Origin of the sequence: Fructobacillus papyrifericola, assembly GCF_018437235.1 — a bacterium.
Lineage (GTDB): Bacteria > Bacillota > Bacilli > Lactobacillales > Lactobacillaceae > Fructobacillus > Fructobacillus papyrifericola.
Genome location: NZ_JAAMFJ010000001.1, coordinates 11,227 through 29,597, shown reverse-complemented (window position 1 = coordinate 29,597; position 18,371 = coordinate 11,227). Strand labels below are relative to the sequence as shown.

At 47.4% G+C, this 18,371-nt stretch carries 19 protein-coding genes and 1 tRNA gene; 4 read left to right on the top strand and 16 right to left on the bottom strand.

What is annotated here, in order from left to right:
* Window positions 1-16: 16 nt before the first annotated feature.
* From G6R28_RS00185 to G6R28_RS00145, 9 genes are all read right to left on the bottom strand, one after another.
* The gene (locus G6R28_RS00185) at window positions 17-1,045 is read right to left on the bottom strand and encodes a class I SAM-dependent methyltransferase (protein ID WP_213792232.1); all 1,029 of its coding nucleotides are present in this window, start codon (window positions 1,043-1,045) and stop codon (window positions 17-19) included.
* A gap of 27 nt (window positions 1,046-1,072) precedes the next feature.
* Window positions 1,073-1,384: a hypothetical protein gene (locus tag G6R28_RS00180; RefSeq protein ID WP_213792231.1), complete on the bottom strand. Its 312-nt coding sequence runs from the start codon at window positions 1,382-1,384 to the stop codon at window positions 1,073-1,075.
* Window positions 1,381-1,827 carry a hypothetical protein gene (locus G6R28_RS00175; protein ID WP_213792230.1) on the bottom strand — a complete coding sequence of 149 codons (447 nt, stop codon included), beginning with the start codon at window positions 1,825-1,827 and terminating at the stop codon, window positions 1,381-1,383. The genes G6R28_RS00180 and G6R28_RS00175 overlap by 4 nt, the downstream gene beginning before the upstream one ends.
* The gene (locus tag G6R28_RS00170; protein ID WP_213792229.1) at window positions 1,802-2,047 is read right to left on the bottom strand and encodes a hypothetical protein; all 246 of its coding nucleotides are present in this window, start codon (window positions 2,045-2,047) and stop codon (window positions 1,802-1,804) included. The genes G6R28_RS00175 and G6R28_RS00170 overlap by 26 nt, the downstream gene beginning before the upstream one ends.
* The gene (locus tag G6R28_RS00165; protein ID WP_213792228.1) at window positions 2,025-2,354 is read right to left on the bottom strand and encodes a hypothetical protein; all 330 of its coding nucleotides are present in this window, start codon (window positions 2,352-2,354) and stop codon (window positions 2,025-2,027) included. The genes G6R28_RS00170 and G6R28_RS00165 overlap by 23 nt, the downstream gene beginning before the upstream one ends.
* A 61-nt stretch (window positions 2,355-2,415) precedes the next feature.
* Window positions 2,416-2,748, bottom strand: a complete 333-nt coding sequence (locus G6R28_RS00160) for a competence type IV pilus major pilin ComGC (protein ID WP_213792227.1) — start codon at window positions 2,746-2,748, stop codon at window positions 2,416-2,418.
* Complete coding sequence (locus G6R28_RS00155; protein ID WP_213792226.1) at window positions 2,745-3,770, bottom strand: type II secretion system F family protein; 1,026 nt, start codon at window positions 3,768-3,770, stop codon at window positions 2,745-2,747. Before G6R28_RS00155 ends, G6R28_RS00160 begins: the two co-directional genes overlap by 4 nt.
* Window positions 3,771-3,783: 13 nt before the next feature.
* Entirely contained in the window at window positions 3,784-4,671 is an 888-nt protein-coding gene (locus G6R28_RS00150; protein WP_213792225.1) for an ATPase, T2SS/T4P/T4SS family, read from the bottom strand.
* 99 nt (window positions 4,672-4,770) lie between these two features.
* Complete coding sequence (locus tag G6R28_RS00145) at window positions 4,771-5,619, bottom strand: bifunctional 5,10-methylenetetrahydrofolate dehydrogenase/5,10-methenyltetrahydrofolate cyclohydrolase (RefSeq protein WP_213792224.1); 849 nt, start codon at window positions 5,617-5,619, stop codon at window positions 4,771-4,773.
* Between the two features lie 106 nt (window positions 5,620-5,725).
* Between G6R28_RS00145 and G6R28_RS00140 the strand changes: the two genes are divergently transcribed.
* Window positions 5,726-6,202 carry a deoxycytidylate deaminase gene (locus G6R28_RS00140; protein ID WP_213792223.1) on the top strand — a complete coding sequence of 159 codons (477 nt, stop codon included), beginning with the start codon at window positions 5,726-5,728 and terminating at the stop codon, window positions 6,200-6,202.
* Between the two features lie 119 nt (window positions 6,203-6,321).
* Window positions 6,322-7,284, top strand: a complete 963-nt coding sequence (locus G6R28_RS00135) for a thymidylate synthase (protein ID WP_213792222.1) — start codon at window positions 6,322-6,324, stop codon at window positions 7,282-7,284.
* Between the two features lie 336 nt (window positions 7,285-7,620).
* Here G6R28_RS00135 and G6R28_RS00130 read toward each other — a convergent pair whose 3' ends face one another.
* The 5 genes from G6R28_RS00130 to G6R28_RS00110 form a co-directional block, all read right to left on the bottom strand.
* Complete coding sequence (locus G6R28_RS00130; protein ID WP_213792221.1) at window positions 7,621-9,117, bottom strand: mucin-binding protein; 1,497 nt, start codon at window positions 9,115-9,117, stop codon at window positions 7,621-7,623.
* A 337-nt stretch (window positions 9,118-9,454) separates the two neighbouring features.
* Complete coding sequence (locus tag G6R28_RS00125; protein WP_213792220.1) at window positions 9,455-10,201, bottom strand: helix-turn-helix transcriptional regulator; 747 nt, start codon at window positions 10,199-10,201, stop codon at window positions 9,455-9,457.
* A gap of 203 nt (window positions 10,202-10,404) precedes the next feature.
* Entirely contained in the window at window positions 10,405-11,190 is a 786-nt protein-coding gene (locus tag G6R28_RS00120) for a TraX family protein (RefSeq protein ID WP_213792219.1), read from the bottom strand.
* Window positions 11,191-11,281: 91 nt separating this feature from the next.
* On the bottom strand, window positions 11,282-12,490 hold the full coding sequence (locus tag G6R28_RS00115; protein WP_213792829.1) for a DNA/RNA non-specific endonuclease: 1,209 nt from the start codon (window positions 12,488-12,490) through the stop codon (window positions 11,282-11,284).
* A gap of 350 nt (window positions 12,491-12,840) precedes the next feature.
* Window positions 12,841-12,912, bottom strand: a tRNA-Glu gene (locus G6R28_RS00110).
* Between the two features lie 237 nt (window positions 12,913-13,149).
* Here G6R28_RS00110 and G6R28_RS00105 point away from each other — a divergent pair.
* Together G6R28_RS00105 and G6R28_RS00100 are read left to right on the top strand one after the other, a co-directional pair.
* A complete protein-coding gene (locus G6R28_RS00105; protein WP_213792218.1) occupies window positions 13,150-14,046 on the top strand; it encodes an ABC transporter ATP-binding protein in 897 nt (298 codons plus the stop codon).
* Window positions 14,039-15,283 (top strand): ABC transporter permease, encoded by a 1,245-nt coding sequence (locus G6R28_RS00100; protein ID WP_213792217.1) that lies wholly within the window; start codon window positions 14,039-14,041, stop codon window positions 15,281-15,283. Before G6R28_RS00105 ends, G6R28_RS00100 begins: the two co-directional genes overlap by 8 nt.
* Window positions 15,284-15,350: 67 nt before the next feature.
* Here the strand turns inward: G6R28_RS00100 and G6R28_RS00095 are convergent, their stop codons facing one another.
* Together G6R28_RS00095 and G6R28_RS00090 are read right to left on the bottom strand one after the other, a co-directional pair.
* Entirely contained in the window at window positions 15,351-17,066 is a 1,716-nt protein-coding gene (locus G6R28_RS00095) for an ABC transporter permease/substrate binding protein (protein WP_213792216.1), read from the bottom strand.
* Window positions 17,059-18,255 carry a quaternary amine ABC transporter ATP-binding protein gene (locus tag G6R28_RS00090; protein WP_213792215.1) on the bottom strand — a complete coding sequence of 399 codons (1,197 nt, stop codon included), beginning with the start codon at window positions 18,253-18,255 and terminating at the stop codon, window positions 17,059-17,061. The genes G6R28_RS00095 and G6R28_RS00090 overlap by 8 nt, the downstream gene beginning before the upstream one ends.
* Between the last annotated feature and the right edge of the window lie 116 nt (window positions 18,256-18,371).

Sequence of the window (18,371 nt, the reverse complement as noted above, 5' to 3'; positions counted from 1 at the left end):
TCCACCTATCCTTCGTCTAATCAGCGCTTTTTTCTTTATTCAGTTTACCCCAGTCGCCTAAATCTTGCAAAAATTCTTCCAGCGCCTGGCTCTCCTTTACGGATGGGTATTGACCAAGCATGACTTCCGTCGTTGGCTTGGCCCCGTGCTTACGCAAAACGAGTATAGCCTTTTGCTGATTTTGCTGTTGAAAGAAGCTTGCTGGCAAAGTCAAGAAGGCTTTCAGCTGAGCCTTTTTAGCAAAGAGTTTCAAAATGCTTTCGTGCTTGTTGCCAGAAAGAATATCAGCAGGCACCACGAGGTAGGCCCAACCATCTTCTTTCAACAGGTCAACCGCCTTTTCAATCATCAAGAAATGAGCGTAAGACTTTTCGTCAGCAAAAGCCGTCACCATCCCCTTTGGTGCTTCATTTGGGTAGTAGCCGATTGGCAGGTCACCAATAACCACGTCTGCCGGAAGAAGCTCTCCATCAGGAAGTCCAATGACATCCCCCAGGAAAAAGTCGGCCTGGTTATCAGCCAGTAAGTCCGCCGTCACCGATGCTAACGCCAGTTGGCTATCCGCAATGTCAATCCCGGCAGTCTTGATGGCTGACTTTTTAGCCTGGAGCACTTCTTGGACGGTCCACAGCAAGTTGGCCGAGCCAACCGCTAAGTCAAGAACCGTCGCCACTTGACCATCCTTCTTTTCAAGGTTGGCCGTCTTGGCAACCAAGTCACCAAGCAAATAGCCAATGCCATCGGGCGTCAGTTGGTCGTTCGCGGGCACCTTATCTTCACGATCGGCCTTTAAAATTAAGAGTTGCAAGATGTGACGCTTCTCTTGAAAGGAAAAGGCAGACCAGTCAATGGTAAAAAGTTCCTTTAGGGCCAACTGGCTATCGGCCGACAGGACTTCCTTATCCTTTTCGGTTAACCGTTCTTCTTGCAAGGTAGCCAAAGTCTGAACCAGCGCTTGACGTTGGCTCACCCCTTCACTCTTCTTGACGGTGTTGACAACCTGATCGATTGCTTGGAATTGTTCTGGAATATTTACTTTTGTCATGCCCTTATTTTAGCCCCTTTTAACCTGCTAGACAAGCGTTTCAGATAAAAGGGGGCGACTGACTTGACCGGTCTTTCCTTCAATTAAAATTCGCTCATTCAAAGAATCAATGTAGTAGGAAAAGCCAGCCCATTTCCCCTCCGCCCTTTGACTTTCCAAGTAGTCGGCCAATGCCCTAATTTGCACAACGTCAAGCTCCTGTCTGCTTGTTACAGCCCTAATGCTTTGAACACGCATCTGAAAAAAGGCCAGTTGGGCCAGGTATAACACGGTCAGCAGTACTAACAAGAGCAAGGTGGGAACCAGGATGTAGGCCGGCCGTTTTCTACCCTTTTTCATTGATTATCCCCGCTTTCCTTTGACAAGAGCAAAATTGCTCGTAAGACGTCCCCCTTTTGGTTTGTCACCTTCACCTCCTGATAGCTCTCCTGACTGACAAAGTCCAAAGAAGAAAGCCCCTTTAAAAGCACCATGCGACCGTTATGCCGACCATCAATCACCAATTGATCACCTTGCAACCGCAACCTTCTTTTCCCCTTCTGCCCCTGCTTTTCCAGCTTCAATTCGTGCACTCCCTCCGCCAGCAAACGATAATGTTGGGCTTCGATTTGCTGGCAGGCCGCCTGCAGGTCCTCTTCTTGAAGAATTGCTGGCCGACTTTTTAGTGCTTGTTCTAGTCCAACCAGAGCGGTTAGAAGAGCCGCTGTCACCAGCAAACTCACCAACACCTCAATAAAGGTGAAGGCCGGCCAAGTTCTAACCTTCCACCTGTGCTTCGTCATTTTTTCGCTCAAGCTCCTTTCTTACCTGCTGAAAGTTTTCCAAGGCCTCTTGTTTAGCCTTTAGGGTTTGTCGGTAGCGAGCCTTCTCACGCCGCACTATCGTTTGCTGGTTCTTAGCATCTTCTGCTTCAGCCAAAACGGCCACCGTTACGATTGCTAACGCAAGCAAAGCCTCGGCTAAGACAAAGGCCGAACGACTATTCTTCTTTAAAATATGCATTTCCACCTCCAAAGACAATGACCAAACGCAAGCGCTGCTTGCCCCTATTAAAATAAAGGGACTGGGGACTAATAAAGCCGCTTTCTTGCACACGAACACGCCCTTCCTTTTCAAGATGAAGGTTCCTCGGATAATCAATCCGCTGGTTCAAAAGCCGCACTCCCTCCTTGGAAAAAACGACTTCCTCTTTTATCCCTTGTTCCTGTGCCTTCTTTCGGGCAGCTTGCAAGCCCCCTGTCACCTGACTTTCAAAGGTGGCTAAAGAGGATCTTTGCGATCCCCTTGGTAGTGTCATGCCAAGCGTCATCAACAAGGCCACCAGCGATAAGACCATGAGGGATTCAACTAGGGTAAAGGCCAGCCGCTTCTTACAGACGGGCTTCATGACCCTGAATCCGAATCTTTAGTTCCTTGGCCTTCTTCAGCTGAGCAGCGGTCAAATACTTTTCTCGCTCTAAATCGGCATAGGAAACACTTGCCTGATCCGGATGGTCATTTAGATACAAATCAACCTGTGTCTGAACCGTTCCAACCATGGCCTTTTGATGGGTTTGTTCCGCCCGGTCCCGCTGCTTGTTCAGATTTGGTAGGACAAGCAGCATTAATAAGGCAATGATAAAGAGGACGACCGTTGCTTCAATCAGTGTGAAGGCCGGCCTGGCCTTTGGTAAAAAATAACCTTTCGATAAGCGCTTCTTCATACTGGATAACCTCCCAAATTTTGATAAAGGGGCAGTAACATGGCTAAGTAAATCAAGAGAATAATCAAGCCAACGAGGGCAAAGAGAACCGGCTGCAAGAGGGTGAAAAAACGTTTCACGAATCGGTCGAAGTGGTCGAATTCGACTTTGGCATAGTAGGTCAGGTAGGCGGCCAAGGTCTGCTCATCAAAGCCGCGGTTCAGATAGGCCGAAAGTGTCGGTTGCAAGTATTGCTGCTGCCTTAAAAAATCCTCTAGGCTACCGCCAGCCGCTAAGAACTCCTGGGCCGCTAAGGCGACCGAACGGTTTAACGAAGCTTTTTCATTCGAGTCCTTAGCATAAAAAGCAATGATTTCGGGCAGAGGCAGCCCGGCCCCAAGCAACAGCCCTAACTGTTCAGCAAACAAAGCCGTCATCAAAAAACGAACAGGCGAAGCCAAAACGGGCAGACCTGAAAGCAAGAGCAAGCGCTTGAGCGCCGGCATTTTGAGCAGGACCCAGTATAAAATCCCCAAGCCAATAGCAAAGAACATCAAGAAGAAAAAGAGACCGTGCAAGGCCAGCAAGGCGAAATTGCCTTGGCCTGCCTGAACCGAAACCTGGGTCAACTGCTCAAAGACTGGGTAAAGCGTCTTTTCCAAGCCAAGGGTCATCAAAAAGAGCAAGAAAATAAGAAAGACCGGATAAGTCAGGGCCTGTTTCAACTGTCTCTGATAACGCTTCAGCTGATTCATCTTCATAGCCAATTGCGACAGGGTTTCTGAAAAACGACCGTGAGCCCTTGCCAGAGTCAAATAATCCAGCAAGCCATCGGCCAAGATATCCTCAAAAGCCTTGTCCAGGGGCTTTCCAGCAGCCAGCCTGCTCTGCAAAAGCGAAATGGCCGGCCGCCACTTTTCCTGACTACTTGAAAGCATGTCTAAGCCCTGCCCAAGCGGATAGCCCGAGGCCATTAGTTCGGCCAAACTAGTTAAAAACGCCGTCTGTTCGCCCTGTTTCAACAGTTTTTTTCTTCTTTTCATTAACCACCCCTCCTCACTGCCAATCCACCCGTTCCAAAGTCGCCCGGAAACCACCCGCCGAATCCCTTTCCAAGCGCTGATAAACACTGGTCAGCAAGGCTTCACGAACCAGTGCTTCCGAAAGTCCCAGATCAACCAGGCGGTGCAGAACCTGCCGGGCAGAATTAGCGTGAATAGTTGTCAGCACAAGGTGCCCGGACAGGGCCGCCTGCAAAGCTGCCTTGGCCGTTTGGCCATCCCGGATTTCGCCAATTGCTAGGATGTCGGGGCGGTGTCGCAGGGCGACTTTGACGAGCTCTTCATAAGAAACACCGGCTCCTTCATTGACCTGCAGTTGTAAGAAAGTCGGCTGCACCACCTCGACCGGGTCCTCGACGGTTAAAACCAAGCGGCCCCGTCCCCAGACATTCAAAAGGGCGTAAAGCGACGTTGTCTTCCCCGATCCGATTGGACCAGCCAGCACAAAGAGTCCGGCTGGCGGTCGCTGGTCCAGCAAACGCTGCCACTCTGTTTTCTCTTGAAAACGCTGCTCAATCAGCTGGTTGCCAATAATCCGCAAGGCCATACTGGCCCGATTTAAAAAGTCGCCAACGGCAGACACTCGAACAAAGGCAGCACCAAGGGCAAAGCGGCCCAGCTGCGGTCGCCGGTTTTCAGCCAAATCCATGCGAGCCCGGTATTTCAACAAGGCCATCAGCGACTGGGCAAAGTTCTCAGCTAGCCAGTCAATGACCACCAGTCCAGCCGGCCCCTGCCCGGACAACTGGTAGCCGCCCTTCTTTGGTAGTAAAAAGAGGTCGGAGAAACGCTTTGATAAGGCGGTCGCTAACAAGTTATCCAAATAATCGGCCACCAAAAGCCCACCGTCAGCCCTTGGCCAAGTCACTTCTTTTCTTGCCATCGCTTACCATCCCCCTTTATTTCAATACCACGGTTTGCAATCAAAAAAGACATACAAAAAAAGCCGTTTTCAAAAAACGACTTTTCCAGTTGAATTCAATTATTCTTGCCCTTGGGCGAGGGTGGCTTCAAAGGTCGATTCGAGCAGGGTCGCAATGGTCATCGGCCCAACGCCCCCTGGCACCGGTGTCAGCCAGCCGGCCCGGTCGGCAACGGCGGCTTCAACATCCCCGCAGGCCTTACCATCTACCAAGTTCATGCCGACATCCAGCACCACGGCCCCTTCTTTAATTTGTTCTTTTTTGATGAAACCGGGGATTCCCACGCCAACTGCCACAATATCGGCCTCTTGCAAGAGGGCCGTCAGCGTTTGCTCATCCGTATAACGGTGGGCAATCGTGACTGTTGCGTCGGCATTTAAGAGCAGGGCCGCCATTGGCCGGCCGAAGAGTTGTGAACGGCCGACCACGACCGCCTTCTTACCACGGGGGTCAATCCCGTAGTGGTTCAAGAGGGTCATGACCCCCTTCGGTGTAGCCGCAACCGGATAAGTGCTCGTCTCGTTTGCAAAGAGCCGGCCCTGATTCGTGACACCTAAGCCGTCAATGTCTTTTTCCGGGGCGACCATGGCGAAGACCGCCGCATCGTCAACACCGGCTGGCAGAGGAGCTTGAATCAAAATCCCGTTGACCGATTCATCGGCGTTTAATTCGGCGACAATCCGTTCAATCGATGCCGTCGTGGCATCGGGGGCAACCGCAATGTCTCGAGTTTGGATTCCGACTTTGGCGGCTGCTCGCTGCTTCATTCCGACATAGAGTCGTGAGCCGTCGTCATTTGGATCAAAAACCACTGCCAAAGTCGGCTTAACTTCCGCCCTTTCGACCAGGACCGTCAACTGTTCCCGCATTTTTTTGGCAACTGCCTTACCATCTAAAATCTTGGCCATTTTTTGCTCCTTCATCTCGCCGAACCGGCACAACTGTTGTAAAATAAGTTTATTATTTATTTTAGCAGAAGCATTTTAACAAAGCAGTAACACTTAAGGAGAAACCATGGCCGATCAACGAATTTCTTGGGACCAGTATTTTATCGCGCAATCCGCCATCCTCTCAACCCGTTCAACCTGCACGAGACGGCACGTTGGCGCCATCTTGGTAAAGGATCACCGAATCATCGCTTCCGGTTATAACGGGGCCGTTTCCGGAACTCCCCACTGTACCGAAGTCGGCGATTACATTGTTGACGGCCACTGCATTCGGGCCGTTCACGCCGAACAAAACGCCCTCATGCAGGCCGCTTCCATGGGTATTCCGGTTGAGGGCTCGACCCTTTACGTCACCGACGCCCCCTGCGTCTTTTGCACGAAGTTGCTTCTGCAGGCTGGGATTCAAAAGATTAATTTCATGCGCGATTACCGCAATGACGACTTTGCCGAAAAGCTTTTGGAAGAAAAGCAGGTTCCTCTGGTTCAGGTGCCTTTCGAAGCGCAGACGGCCGATCAAATTAATTTAGCCCAATTCATTAAATAAAGAAGGAATGACCATCGGGTTGTTCCTTTTCTTTTGGCCAGAAAGTTTTTGCAGCTTGTAAAAGTCGCAAAAGTTTTGCATACTTAATAGAAGAATTTGCAAGGAATTGAGGTTGTCACATGAGCAAGAATGAAGAACAGTACCTAAACCTGGCCCAACGGATTTTAGACGAGGGCCACGAGAAGGGTGATCGTACAGGAACGGGGACCTATTCGATTTTTGGAACGCAGATGCGTTTTGATTTATCAGAAGGTTTTCCAATGTTAACCACCAAGAAGGTCTTCTTCAAGCTCATTAAGTCCGAGCTTCTCTGGTTCTTGCGTGGTGACAACAACATCCGCTTCCTCTTGCAGCACAACAACCACATTTGGGATGAGTGGGCCTTTCAACAGTGGGTTTCATCAGACGAATACGATGGACCGGACATGACTGACTTTGGTCTAAGAGCCGAAAAGGATCCGGAATTCAAAGCCGAATACTTGAAGCAAAAGGACCGCTTTGTCCAGCTCATCTTGGAAGACGACGACTTCATGGAAAAGTTTGGCTACATTGGTGAAGTTTACGGGAAGCTCTGGCGTTCATGGGCATCGGTGAAGCCCGGCGGTCAAGAAGTGGACCAGATTTCAAACCTGATTGAACAAATCAAGACCAACCCCAATTCTCGTCGTTTGATTTTAACGGCCTGGAATGCCGAAACAACGCCGCAAGCACCGCTGCCATCCTGCCACGTCCTTTCCCAATTCTACGTGGCCGATGGCAAGCTTTCCGCCCAACTATACCAGCGCTCGGGCGACTTCTTCTTGGGCGTGCCCTTTAACATCGCTTCCTACTCCCTGCTGATTCACATGATTGCGGCACAAACGGGGCTCGAAGTCGGCGACTTTGTCCACACGATTGGGGACACGCACATCTACAAGAACCACGTTGATCAGGTCAAGGAACAGCTTTCCCGGCCCATGCACCAGCTACCTAAGATTTGGCTGAACCCAGAAGTGAAGTCCATCTTTGATTACACCATGGACGACATCAAGTTGGTCGACTATGAATCAGAACCAGCTATCAAGGCACCGGTGGCTGTTTAAATCCCATCAAAAGTGATTCTTTTTCCTCGTCGATTTAACAAAAACTAGTACAAGTTCACAAAAAATCATCATTTTAAAAAGGCCCAATAATATTGGGCCTTTTTTGTGCAATAAAAAAACACCGTCCCCACGGTGTCTTCTGAAAGTTGGTCAAACAACTATTCTTAAAGTTCTGACTGAAATATAACACCATCTACTCATCATGTAAATTTTCGTGTCCCCCGATTCCCCGTCGGGGGTCTTTATATCGGTAAATGGCCTGTGCTATGAGGTTAAGAAAACAGAACATATTAAAAAGTCGTTCACTCTCGTGAACGGCTTTTTTACTTACTTTAATTATTGATTCTTCTTAGTTAAGAAGAAGGCTAATCCAGCAAGTCCTGCTGAAACGCTGGCCATAAGGCCAAATCCAGCAACCCCGTTCTTGCCCGTGCTTGGCAAAGGAGTAGTCGCTGATTGCGTACTTGCTGTGGAATGATTAACAGTTGACTGTGTCGTATCGTTCGTCCTAGTTGCGGCATTCGTTTTATCGGATGCATTTGAATTCGTTGACGAATTGTCCGAACTCTTGGAGCCGTTGGTGTTATCAGAACCATTGGCGTTGTTTGAACCATTTGATCCATTCGTCTTGTTTGAATCCTTGGAAGCATTATCCGAATAGACAACGTTAACGGTCTCGTCCTGTTCACTTTCGTCATCCAACGTTGGCTTTTCATCCGCAATTGATGAAACGGACTGGCCGTTAACCTTTGGATTTGTGTAACGGTTATCGATTTCGCTTGGAACCGTGACTGCTGGCAGTTCACTTTGTGAAGCATCATCAGCCACCCAGTCGCCCTTGGTTTCTTCACCAGTAAAGAGGTTCTTTGTCACCTCACGGTGGTATGAAATGGACTGTTCTGTTGACTTCTGTCCTGCAATTGCCTGACCATTTGCGTCCAGATAGTTAATCGTCCGCTTAACGGTCTTGTGTTCCGTGGTAGTTTGAGTCTTGGACTTGTAATTGATGGTAAACTGATCGTTGCTACCAGTACCAAGGTAAGAACTTCCATAAACATTAACTGCTGAATCATTTACCGGTACATCTGCAACCAGATTGCCATCAATGGTTTTAAAAGGCGTACTAGTATTCAATTTATCCGCATAAATAATACTGCTATTAAAGAAATAGTTACCATTCACCGTTTCCGACCCATCTTGATAGGCTTGACCAGTTGAGGATGAATTAAGGGGAGTTCCCTGCATCGTCACATTGGCGGTTGTTGAATCAAAGGAAACCTGATCGCTTGTTAGTGGTAATTGATAAACAATACCATTTAACCAGCAGTAGCCACCAAAGTGGGACAATGCTTGCTGGTGACCCCAGGTCGTTGAGGAATCGTTATTAACAGCATTATTAATAACATTAGCATCACTATTGTCTTGAGTATAAGCAGTCCAATAGACTTTTTTGACACCATCTTCAGTCTTAACAAAAGCCTTTCGATGCAAGGTAAAGGTTTTGTAAACGTGTTGATACTCTTTACCGTCAACATTAATCGTGACATCCATTGGGAAATTCAAGGTGAACAGTCCAGCAGGAATTCCACCGGTATTGCTTTCGTCGTATGTTCCATCAGATGGGTAGCTGCTTGCATTGATAAAGTAATTAAAAGTATCGTCCGCGTGGGCAACAATCATATTACTTGAAAACAGCTGGCTAGTCTGTGGCAGACTAGCAGCCGCACCCATTACGGCAAATGAAGCAACTGCTAGAACAACCCAGTTCTTCTTAACTTTGTGTAAAATACGGTGCTCACGAACTTCTTCATAACGTGTTAAACGTGTTGACATGCTGTGAACCTCTCTTTAAATAAATTTAGCCGATTAATTAAGAACATTTCTAATTAACTCTTTCTATGTTTCTATTATGGGACCTTTTCCGTATTTTTTCAAGTGTTACAAGATAATTTCATTATAAATAATAAAATTTTTAAACAAATTCGCATTCAACAGTCCAACCGCTTGCTGATGCTTTTTTCCAAGTTTCTTTTAATTTCCGGACGATTCCTTGATGTTTTGTTATTTAGAATAAAAAAGCCGTCCCATTAGTCGAAACGGCAGACTTTTCATTTAGAAAAAAAGACGAGGGTCACCTTCCCGTGCCTCCGCCTCTAATCCTCCTTCCGCCCTAGCCATTCACCTGGTAGTCGGAAAGGTGTTTTTTGTTTTTGATTTTGTTCACTTCAGCTCGCACAACAGAATCCTTATCCTTGTTTTCCAATAACTGATTCCAGGCGGCCAAATCCTTCTTATTTAATTCACTAACCGAAGAGCCCGGTACGATTCGGGCGACTTTGACATAGGAACCCTTGTGCACAACCATGACGTAGGGATCGTCATAGCCAGGATTCACACCGGTTGAAAGGGTCAGCTTCCACCATTCCGAACCCATCAGGTTATCGGTGAACCAAGCCGTCCATTGCCCTCTGTTCTTGTTCGTGGGCTTCACGACTTTTTCTTCAGGAAGCTTCGTATAAGCCGTCTGATAGCTCAAGAACGGATTGACCCGATCAATCTGTTCGAACCCGTTTTGGTAGCCAAAAGTCAGTGTTCCAGCCCAGATGACGATTAGTCCAATGATAGCTGCAAGGGCAACCGTCGTCTTCTTGTACCATTTCTTTTTCTTGCGGTCACCATTCACTCGGTTAGCGATGGTGTCGTCTTTTTTCGTCATTTGTTCTTCTCCAAACACTAGTTTTTCAAAAGAGAGACCAAAAAGCTGACTCAACTCACGCAAGACATCCAGGCTTGGATAATTCTTCCCGCGCTCCCAGGTCGAAACCGTCTGCCGGCTGACGTGGACTTTGTCCGCTAGTTCCTGCTGGGTTAAAGAATGTTCTTCGCGTAATTGTTTAATATCTGCTTCAAAGCTCATCTCTTTCTCCTAACATTAAAGTCATTTTCCACTCTTAATACTAGCAAGAAAGACTAGCCTTTGGAAAGCAAGCGCAACTAGCATCGTTGATTTCGCTTCTTTTTATGTATTGAAAAAGAAAAAGCCACCGTCCCCACGGTGGCTTTTCGGAAAGGATGAATCCATTCACTCGTTACTATAGCAACATTATTTTAACACAACTTCTAGCGCATCAAGAAATAAGACAGCAGGTACAGTCCCCAAATATGGGCTGGATAGAAGACGTAGAAAAAGTTTTTAACACCCGGGCCCTTTTGCCCATTGTAGAGGGCGATTGGAATCAAGGCAAAAATCATTAGCCATTGGTAGGAACCGGTCAGCAGATACAGGACCGCAAAAAGACTGATAATTCCCATCTGCCAAGGCTTGGAATTGCGGGCTAAGTAAAGCAAGGGAATCATGTAAATCATGATCGAATTTTCCGCTAAGGCGGCGTTCGGCACAAAGGTCATCATGACTTGGGCCAGGACCGGTCCAAACGTTCCTGGCAGCGCTGTAATAAGCAAAACCGGGATGGCTAACAGGAGGGGGAGCAGCATGAGAAAAACACCCTTGAACAGCTGGCCGACTTTCTTATCTGCTTTAAAAGTCGCAAAGGCATCAATCCCAGCCATCAGCACCGTTCCCAAGAACAAGTCGCGGAAAATATTGTTGATTAATTCAACCCCGACCGCCGAAGGAAAAAGCTGACTCATGGCCATGTTTCCAAGAGACATGATGACCACCCCTGAATACAAGCGCCACATGTACTTCTTTTTGCTGTGCGTATGGCTAAAGCCAACAACAGACAAAAAGAAGAAAAGCGTGGCCACCGGCCGACCAAAGTAATCCACCCAAGTTGGCACAACGGTAAAAAACATTTGGTGCACGTGGTCGACAACCATCAAAATAATTCCGAGGATTTTCACATCAAAAGTGGTCATCCCCTTTTTCAGATATGACATTTTCATACTCCTTAACGCTATAATCTTCCATTATTGTAGCAAGAGAAGAAAAGCCCCCGCGCTAACAGAATTGTTAGGTTGGGGGCTTTATAAAAAATCACTTTGCTGATAGTCGCTTACCTTGCGCTATGGCATCTGCTTCCGTCATCGTGACAATGTTTGCCTTATTGGTTCGAGCAGGCATACGGCTTGTATCGTACCAATAAACATTGGAGCTACCGCCACCAGTTACATACACTGTTCGACTAGAAGCAGCATCGTTGGTAGCAGCGCTTTGCTGTTGTTGCTGTTGCTGTTGCTGTTGCTGTTGCTGTTGCTGTTGCTGCTCAGCTTGACGCTTCTTTTCAGCTGCCGCCTGTTTTTTTCGAGTGGTGTCAGCGCGCTTTTTTGTTTCCTTTTGTTCTTTTGCGCTAGTAACAACGTTGGTTGCACGTCCCGTTGCATAATCAATTTGAGCATTCGGGGACACGTTGTCCAAGGTAACGTGTGTAACACCGTCTTGGTCAACGCTTTCTTTATCGGAACCCAATTGAATCGTCAAAACTTTTCCATTTTCGTCCAATCCTACATAAGATAATTCAACCTGTCGTGGAATGAGCTCATCGCCTTGATATACTGGTTTAACCAAGTAGTCCAACCAATAGTGGGGATGGTTAGCCAGCCAAGAATCTAGGTGATTTTCATAATAGAGCATGGCACTCTTATTACCGTCATTCATGCCACGATAATTTCCAGCATTCATCCAAGCCGTTTCAGGGACGAGGTTTTTCGGTTCATCATTTAATCCGCTGAATTGATACCCAATTAAATGACCGCGATTCATTAACCACGCCTGTTTTGAACCATCGCCATAGTAAAATTTAAAGTTATGCCAACCAACCGGGTTATACGTCAGTCGTGCTGCACGCTTCTTCTTTGGTTCATCTTTATCTTGAAGTTGAATATGCGAATAGGTATCTCGTTTCAAAGAATCGAGCGCACCCATTTCATGCTGTTTTTTGCCAGTGAAAGTCAAAATTGCAGCAGGTTCTTGAACTGAAATCTTAGGTTTATTCGATTCCTTTGATTTCTTAGAAACTGTTTTTGCTGACTTCTTTACACCAGTATTTTTCTTAGTTTCTTTTGCTTGTGGTTGACTAGTTTGACTAGCTTGATCATTATTATTTGTTAAGCCAGTAAGGGCAAAGAAAACAAGGGCAATAATGAAAAGCCACTTCCCTTTTTTCTGCAGCTTTAAGCCATTCTTTTTATTCTTCCGCCATTCGATGATGCCCCAAACAAGTGACGTTATAAATACAATTCCCATAACGTCTGCAACATTATTTTTTGGATCTTGAACAATTGCTACCAGAACAGAAAGTGATAAAGATACCCAAAATAGAATTTTCCCTTTTAATTGTATCTTTTGGCCATTCTTGCGATTCTTTCGCCATTCAATGAAAAGCCAAATAACGGAAATAAACCAAAGTAACCCAACAATTCCTTCAAACATACCCACCTCTTATACTTTTTCTCTCTAAAGGTATAAAAACAATACCTTTTCATTCTACAGAAAGAGGTAATAAAAAGAAGGAGAGTAGTCAAATTGACAAGAACCTGTAAATAAATTAACGAAACAAAAAAAGCAGCAATCTTCCGATCACTGCTTTCAAGTCATAGCCCCAGAGGGAGTCGAACCCTCGATTTCGGCCTGAGAAGCCGACGTCTTAACCACTTGACCATAGGGCCATCAAATTAGCACTACACTAGTTTACTAAATTCTCCATAGTCGGTCAAGATGGGAAGGCGCTTTTAGCCAGTTATTTTATTTCTGGCTACGGTTCGACTCCCGCTTTAGCTATCAACTTTTCTAAGAAAAGGTAAGATTCAGAAACGGAATCCAAAATAAGCCCCCTTTTCCCGTATAATGGGGCTGTATAGGGTGCCACAACCAGTCGCACCGAATCCAATTAAAGGAGCAGCACGATGATTAACGTTTCGCACCTGAACAAGTCCTTCGGCGACCATCAGGCAGTCGCCGATTTGTCCTTTACGATTAAGCCGGGCGAAGTTCTTGGCTTGATTGGCCAAAACGGTGCTGGAAAGACCACGACTTTCCGCATGATTTTAGACTTTATTGAGGCCGATTCTGGCAGCATTACTTGGGACGGTCAGCCGATCTCAGACGAAGAACGGCGGCAAATTGGTTTTTTGCCAGAAGAACGTGGTCTCTATCAAAAGGAATCAATTGAAGAACAAGTTCTTTACCTCGCAGCCCTGCACGGCATGGACAAGCAAGCTGCTAAAGAAGCGCTAACCGACTGGATGAACAAACTCCAGGTCGTGGGAAAAGTCGACGACCTGGTCCAGACTTTGTCAAAGGGAAACGCCCAAAAAGTCCAAATGATTCTGGCCCTTATCTTTAAGCCCCGCTTTATCATTTTAGACGAGCCCTTTTCTGGTTTAGATCCGGTCAACGCCGGCATCTTCATGGACACCATCAAGGAACTGAAAAAGCAGGGCGCCATGATTATCTTCTCCTCCCACAACATGGATAACGTGACGGAAATTTCCGACCACTTGGTCATGCTCAAACAGGGCCGAACGGTTCTCCAGGGTAATGTCCAAGCGATTCGCGAATCCTTCGGGCGAACCCGGCTGTACGTGGAGGCACCCGACTTGACCGAAGCTGATTACTCCGCCATGAATGGGGTCGAACGCGTGCAAAAGCAAGGGGTTGGCTACCTGCTCTACCTAAAAGATGAAGCAGCCGGTCACACCATCTTCGATCAGGTGACAAAAAACGGCTACATCCCCGCCTTCTCCCAACAGCCACCAACTCTGGCCGAAATTTTCAAGACGGAGGTCATGACCCATGAATAAGCAAATCCAACTCGTCGCCAAACACACCTACCTGAGCCGAATTAAGAAAAAGTCCTTCTGGTGGCTTTTGCTCGCCCCCTTTGCACCGGTTCTGGTTGGGGCTGTCGTCGGCTTTGCCGTTTCCTTCTTCTCGTCAGACAAGAGCGCCGAAATCGCCGTGATTGCCCCCACACAAATGCGTCAGGCCATTAAGAGCGATCAAAAGGAACTGAAGCTAAAGGTGAACAACGAAGACAATGAGGAAAAGGCGAAGAAGGCCCTTGAAAAAGAGGACATCGACGCGGTCTTGATCATCAAAGATGATCAGGGAACCCTACTGACCCAGCCAAAGTCCGAAGACGTTGATACCTCGAAATTAAAGACTTTCCTGTCGACTTTGTCATTGTCCGAAAAGGCCGCTAAGTACCAGCTCAGTAAAGAACAGTTGGTCGATTTGACGGCCCCCTTCAAACTGACCGCAAAGGTTCAAGACAAGAACCAGAGCAAGAACTCCGAAGCCGCTGACACCGTCAAGCAAATGCTGACCATGGCCATCGGTATTCTGGTCTTTGTCATTGTTTCCATCTACGCTTCCATCATCGGAAACGAAATTGCCAATGAAAAGTCCTCGCGGATCATGGAAACGCTCCTGGCCGCTTCGTCAGCGAAGGCCCAGTACTACGGTAAGATTATCGGTGTCGCCGGCCTTCTTCTCACGCAAATTGGTATTTACGCCGTTGCTGGAACAACCGCCGTTGTCTTTTCAATGAACGCTTCCTGGGCCAAGGGCATCGCCCCTTACCTGTCTGCTTTGACACCCGGCTTCTGGTTCTTCACCCTCTGCTTGATTGTAATTGCCACGGCCTCCTACTTGGTCATTGCCGCCATCGCAGCTTCTTTGGTCAACGACCAGAGCCAGATTTCACAGGCCATGACACCGGTTTCCATGTTGGCTTTGATTCCCTACGTGGTCGCCATCTCAAGCTCAGCGTCCTCCGGTAACAACACCTTTGTCAAAGTCCTCTCCTACATTCCCCTGATGGGCCAGTCCATCATGCCAAGCCAAGTGGCCAATCACTATGCCAACTGGTGGCAGGCAAGCCTCTCCCTCCTTCTTGCAGTAGTCGGGCTGGTCTTCTTACTCCACTTCGGACTACGCCTGTATAAGAAGAACGTCCTGTCTTACTCCGAAGAAAACATTACCAAGCAATTGCTAGCTTCCATCTTGCCAAAGAAGTGGAAGCAGAAAAAGTCCTAAGCGACTTTAACAGCAAAAGAAAAGGGCCAATCCTTACGGATTGGTCCTTTTTTAATACTTTAATGAATTACTTAAACCAAGCGTTAACCTGTCTCTTGTGTGCCTTGATCCAGTCATCGGCAGCCTGCTTAGGTGACTTACCGTTTTGGATTTCAAGCATCACGGACTGCATGTCATCTTGCGTCCAGTGGAAGTTCTTCATTACCTTGTAGACGTCAGGGTTGGTTGACTTCAGGTTCTTACGAACCACCGTCTTAATGGATTCTTCACCACCCATTGTCTTCTTAGGGTCTTGCAGGAACTTCAAGTGGTACTTATTGAACATCCAGTGTGGCGTCCAACCCGTTACAACGATTGGTTGCTTGTCCTTATAAGCCTTATCAAGGGCAGCCGTCATGGCACCCGATGATGAAGCCGTCAACTTCCAACCACTCAAGTTTGAGTAGCTATCAATGGTCTTTTGCGCAGCGTTCATCACACCGGCTCCGGCTTCGATACCAACGATTTCCTTATTGGCCTGGTTAGTCAAATCAGAAATCGAGTTCACGTCCATATAGTCCGGAACAACGAGTCCCAAACGCACGCCTGACAAGTTGGTCCCAAGAACATCAACCTGGTCCTTATACTTTTGCAACATGGCCTTGTGGGTCGTTGGCAACCAAGCGGAAACCGTTCCATCGATTTGCTTGTTGGCAACGGATTGCCAGTTAACCGCGTTGTCCAAAGGCGTCGTCGTTACGTCGTAACCGTGCTGACGCATGGCCTCAGCCAAAACGTTTGTTGAAGCAACTTCGGAATCCCATTCAACGTAACCCAGGTTGACCTTCTTACCGGATTGTTGTGCGGCTGTGAAAGCCCCAACGGCACCGGAGATAACAAAGATGGCGACCATTGCCCAAGCGGCCAGCTTGCGCCACTTTGGCAACTTTGGTGTTGTCACTGGGTTAGTGTTCATCTTTTGAACGAAACGATCAATGATGATGGCCAGGATAACCAGAGAGATTCCGTTAACAAAGCCAGCTCCAACGTCGGCGTGTTGCACAGCTGACAGCACACCACGACCAAGGCCTGGTGCACCAATCATGGAAGCCGTCACGACCATGGACAAAGCCAACATAATCGTCTGCTTTGAACCGGCAATGATGGAAGGCTTAGCGGAAGGCAATTCCAACTTGAAAAGCTTTTGCCAAGTCGTTGATCCGAAGGAATCAGCTGCTTCAAACAATGATTCGGGGACCTGCTTCAAACCAAGGTATGTGAAATTCACTACCGGTGGCAAAGCAAAGATAACCGAAGAAAAGGTTCCTGGCACCATTCCGATACCAAAGAAGGCAACGGCTGGAATCAGGTAAACGAAGGCGGGCATGGTCTGCATGAAATCAAGGATTGGCTTGATAACGGCATAGGCCTTTTCCGACTTTGACGTCCAGATTCCCAAAGGAATTCCGATGACAAGAGCAACGATTGAAGAGGTCAAGACCAAGGTAATCGTTTGCATCAAATCCGACCAGAGGCCCTGGTTGGCAATCAAGGCCAAACCAAGCACTACCAAGGTTGGCAAGCCGTACTTCTTTGGCGTTGTGAACCAGGCCAAAAGCGCCAAGGTGATGATGAAAATGGGTTGTGGAACGGCTGACAAGAAGTTGGTCATGGCATCCATAAAGGCTTGGCCAGCCCCTTGAATGGCATCAAAGAAACCAGACCAGTTCTTTGTCATCCAGTTCACGCCATCAGAGACCCATTGGGCCAATGGCATTTTAGCAATGGAAAATAAACTAGGCATTCTCTTGTCCGTCTCCTTCCGTTTGTGCTAAGGCTTCGATCACGGCACCACGGATAATGATTCCACGGAGCTTGTTATCATCGTCAACAACGGCCACTGGCGTGTGGGCGTCGTAAATGATGGTCATGATGTCAGCCACCAGCGTATCCGGCTTAACCGTTGGCATGTCAGACATGACATCGCGGAGGTTGAGCTTTTCACGACGGGCCTTCACGGCGGCGTCTGAGGTAATGTAACCGGCAAACTTACGCTGACCATCGACAGCAACCAAACCGGAAACTTCTTCTTCCTGCATGCGGTGCAAGGCCACGTTAGGTCCGTCAGAGTCAATGTTGACCGTCAGGCCTGGGAACATGATTGATTCGGCATTCAAAACCTTTGAACGGTCAACGTCTTCCACGAAGTTTTCAACGTAATCATTAGCCGGGTTCGTCAGGATTTCTTCACCGGTACCGATTTGCTGCAACTGACCATCCTTCATGATGGCAATGCGGTCACCCAAACGAAGGGCTTCGTTCAAATCGTGGGTGATAAAGATAATTGTCTTCTTCACGTTTTGCTGCAAATCCAAGAGTTCGTCTTGCATTTCGTGACGAACCAAGGGATCCAAAGCCGAGAAGGCTTCGTCCATCAGCAAAATGTCCGGATCGTTCGTCAACGCACGGGAAAGTCCGACACGCTGCTGCATCCCACCAGACAACTGTGAGGGGTACTGATCCTTAAAGGAAATCAACTTTGAGTTTTTCAAAGCCTTTTCAGCCCGTTCCTTACGTTCTGCTGCTGGAACACCCTGGATTTCCAAACCGTATTCCGTGTTTTCAAGAATTGTCCGGTGTGGGAAGAGGGCGAAGTTCTGAAAGACCATGGACATCTTCTTGCGACGAATGTCCAACATTTCCTTCTTGTTATAGTGGGTGATGTCTTTTCCATCTAAGATGATCTGACCAGAGGTTGGTTCGATCAACCGGTTTAGCAAACGAATCAACGTTGACTTACCGGAACCAGAAAGACCCATGATGACGAAGATTTCCCCTTCGTTCACTTCGAGGTTAATGTCGTAAACACCAACCGTCGAACCAGTCTTTTCAAAGATTTCGTTCTTAGACTTATTTTCCTTAACCATCTTCAAAGCAGCCTTCTGCTTCTTACCAAAGATTTTGGTTAAGTGCTTGATTTGCACTTTTGGCATAAATCCTCCTATAAGTTGACTATCTTATTAATTTAAAATAAACTAACAAGTGACCACCTGTATAAAAAGTCAGATGGGCAATAGTGACCACCTACTATATTACAGGAATGGGCACT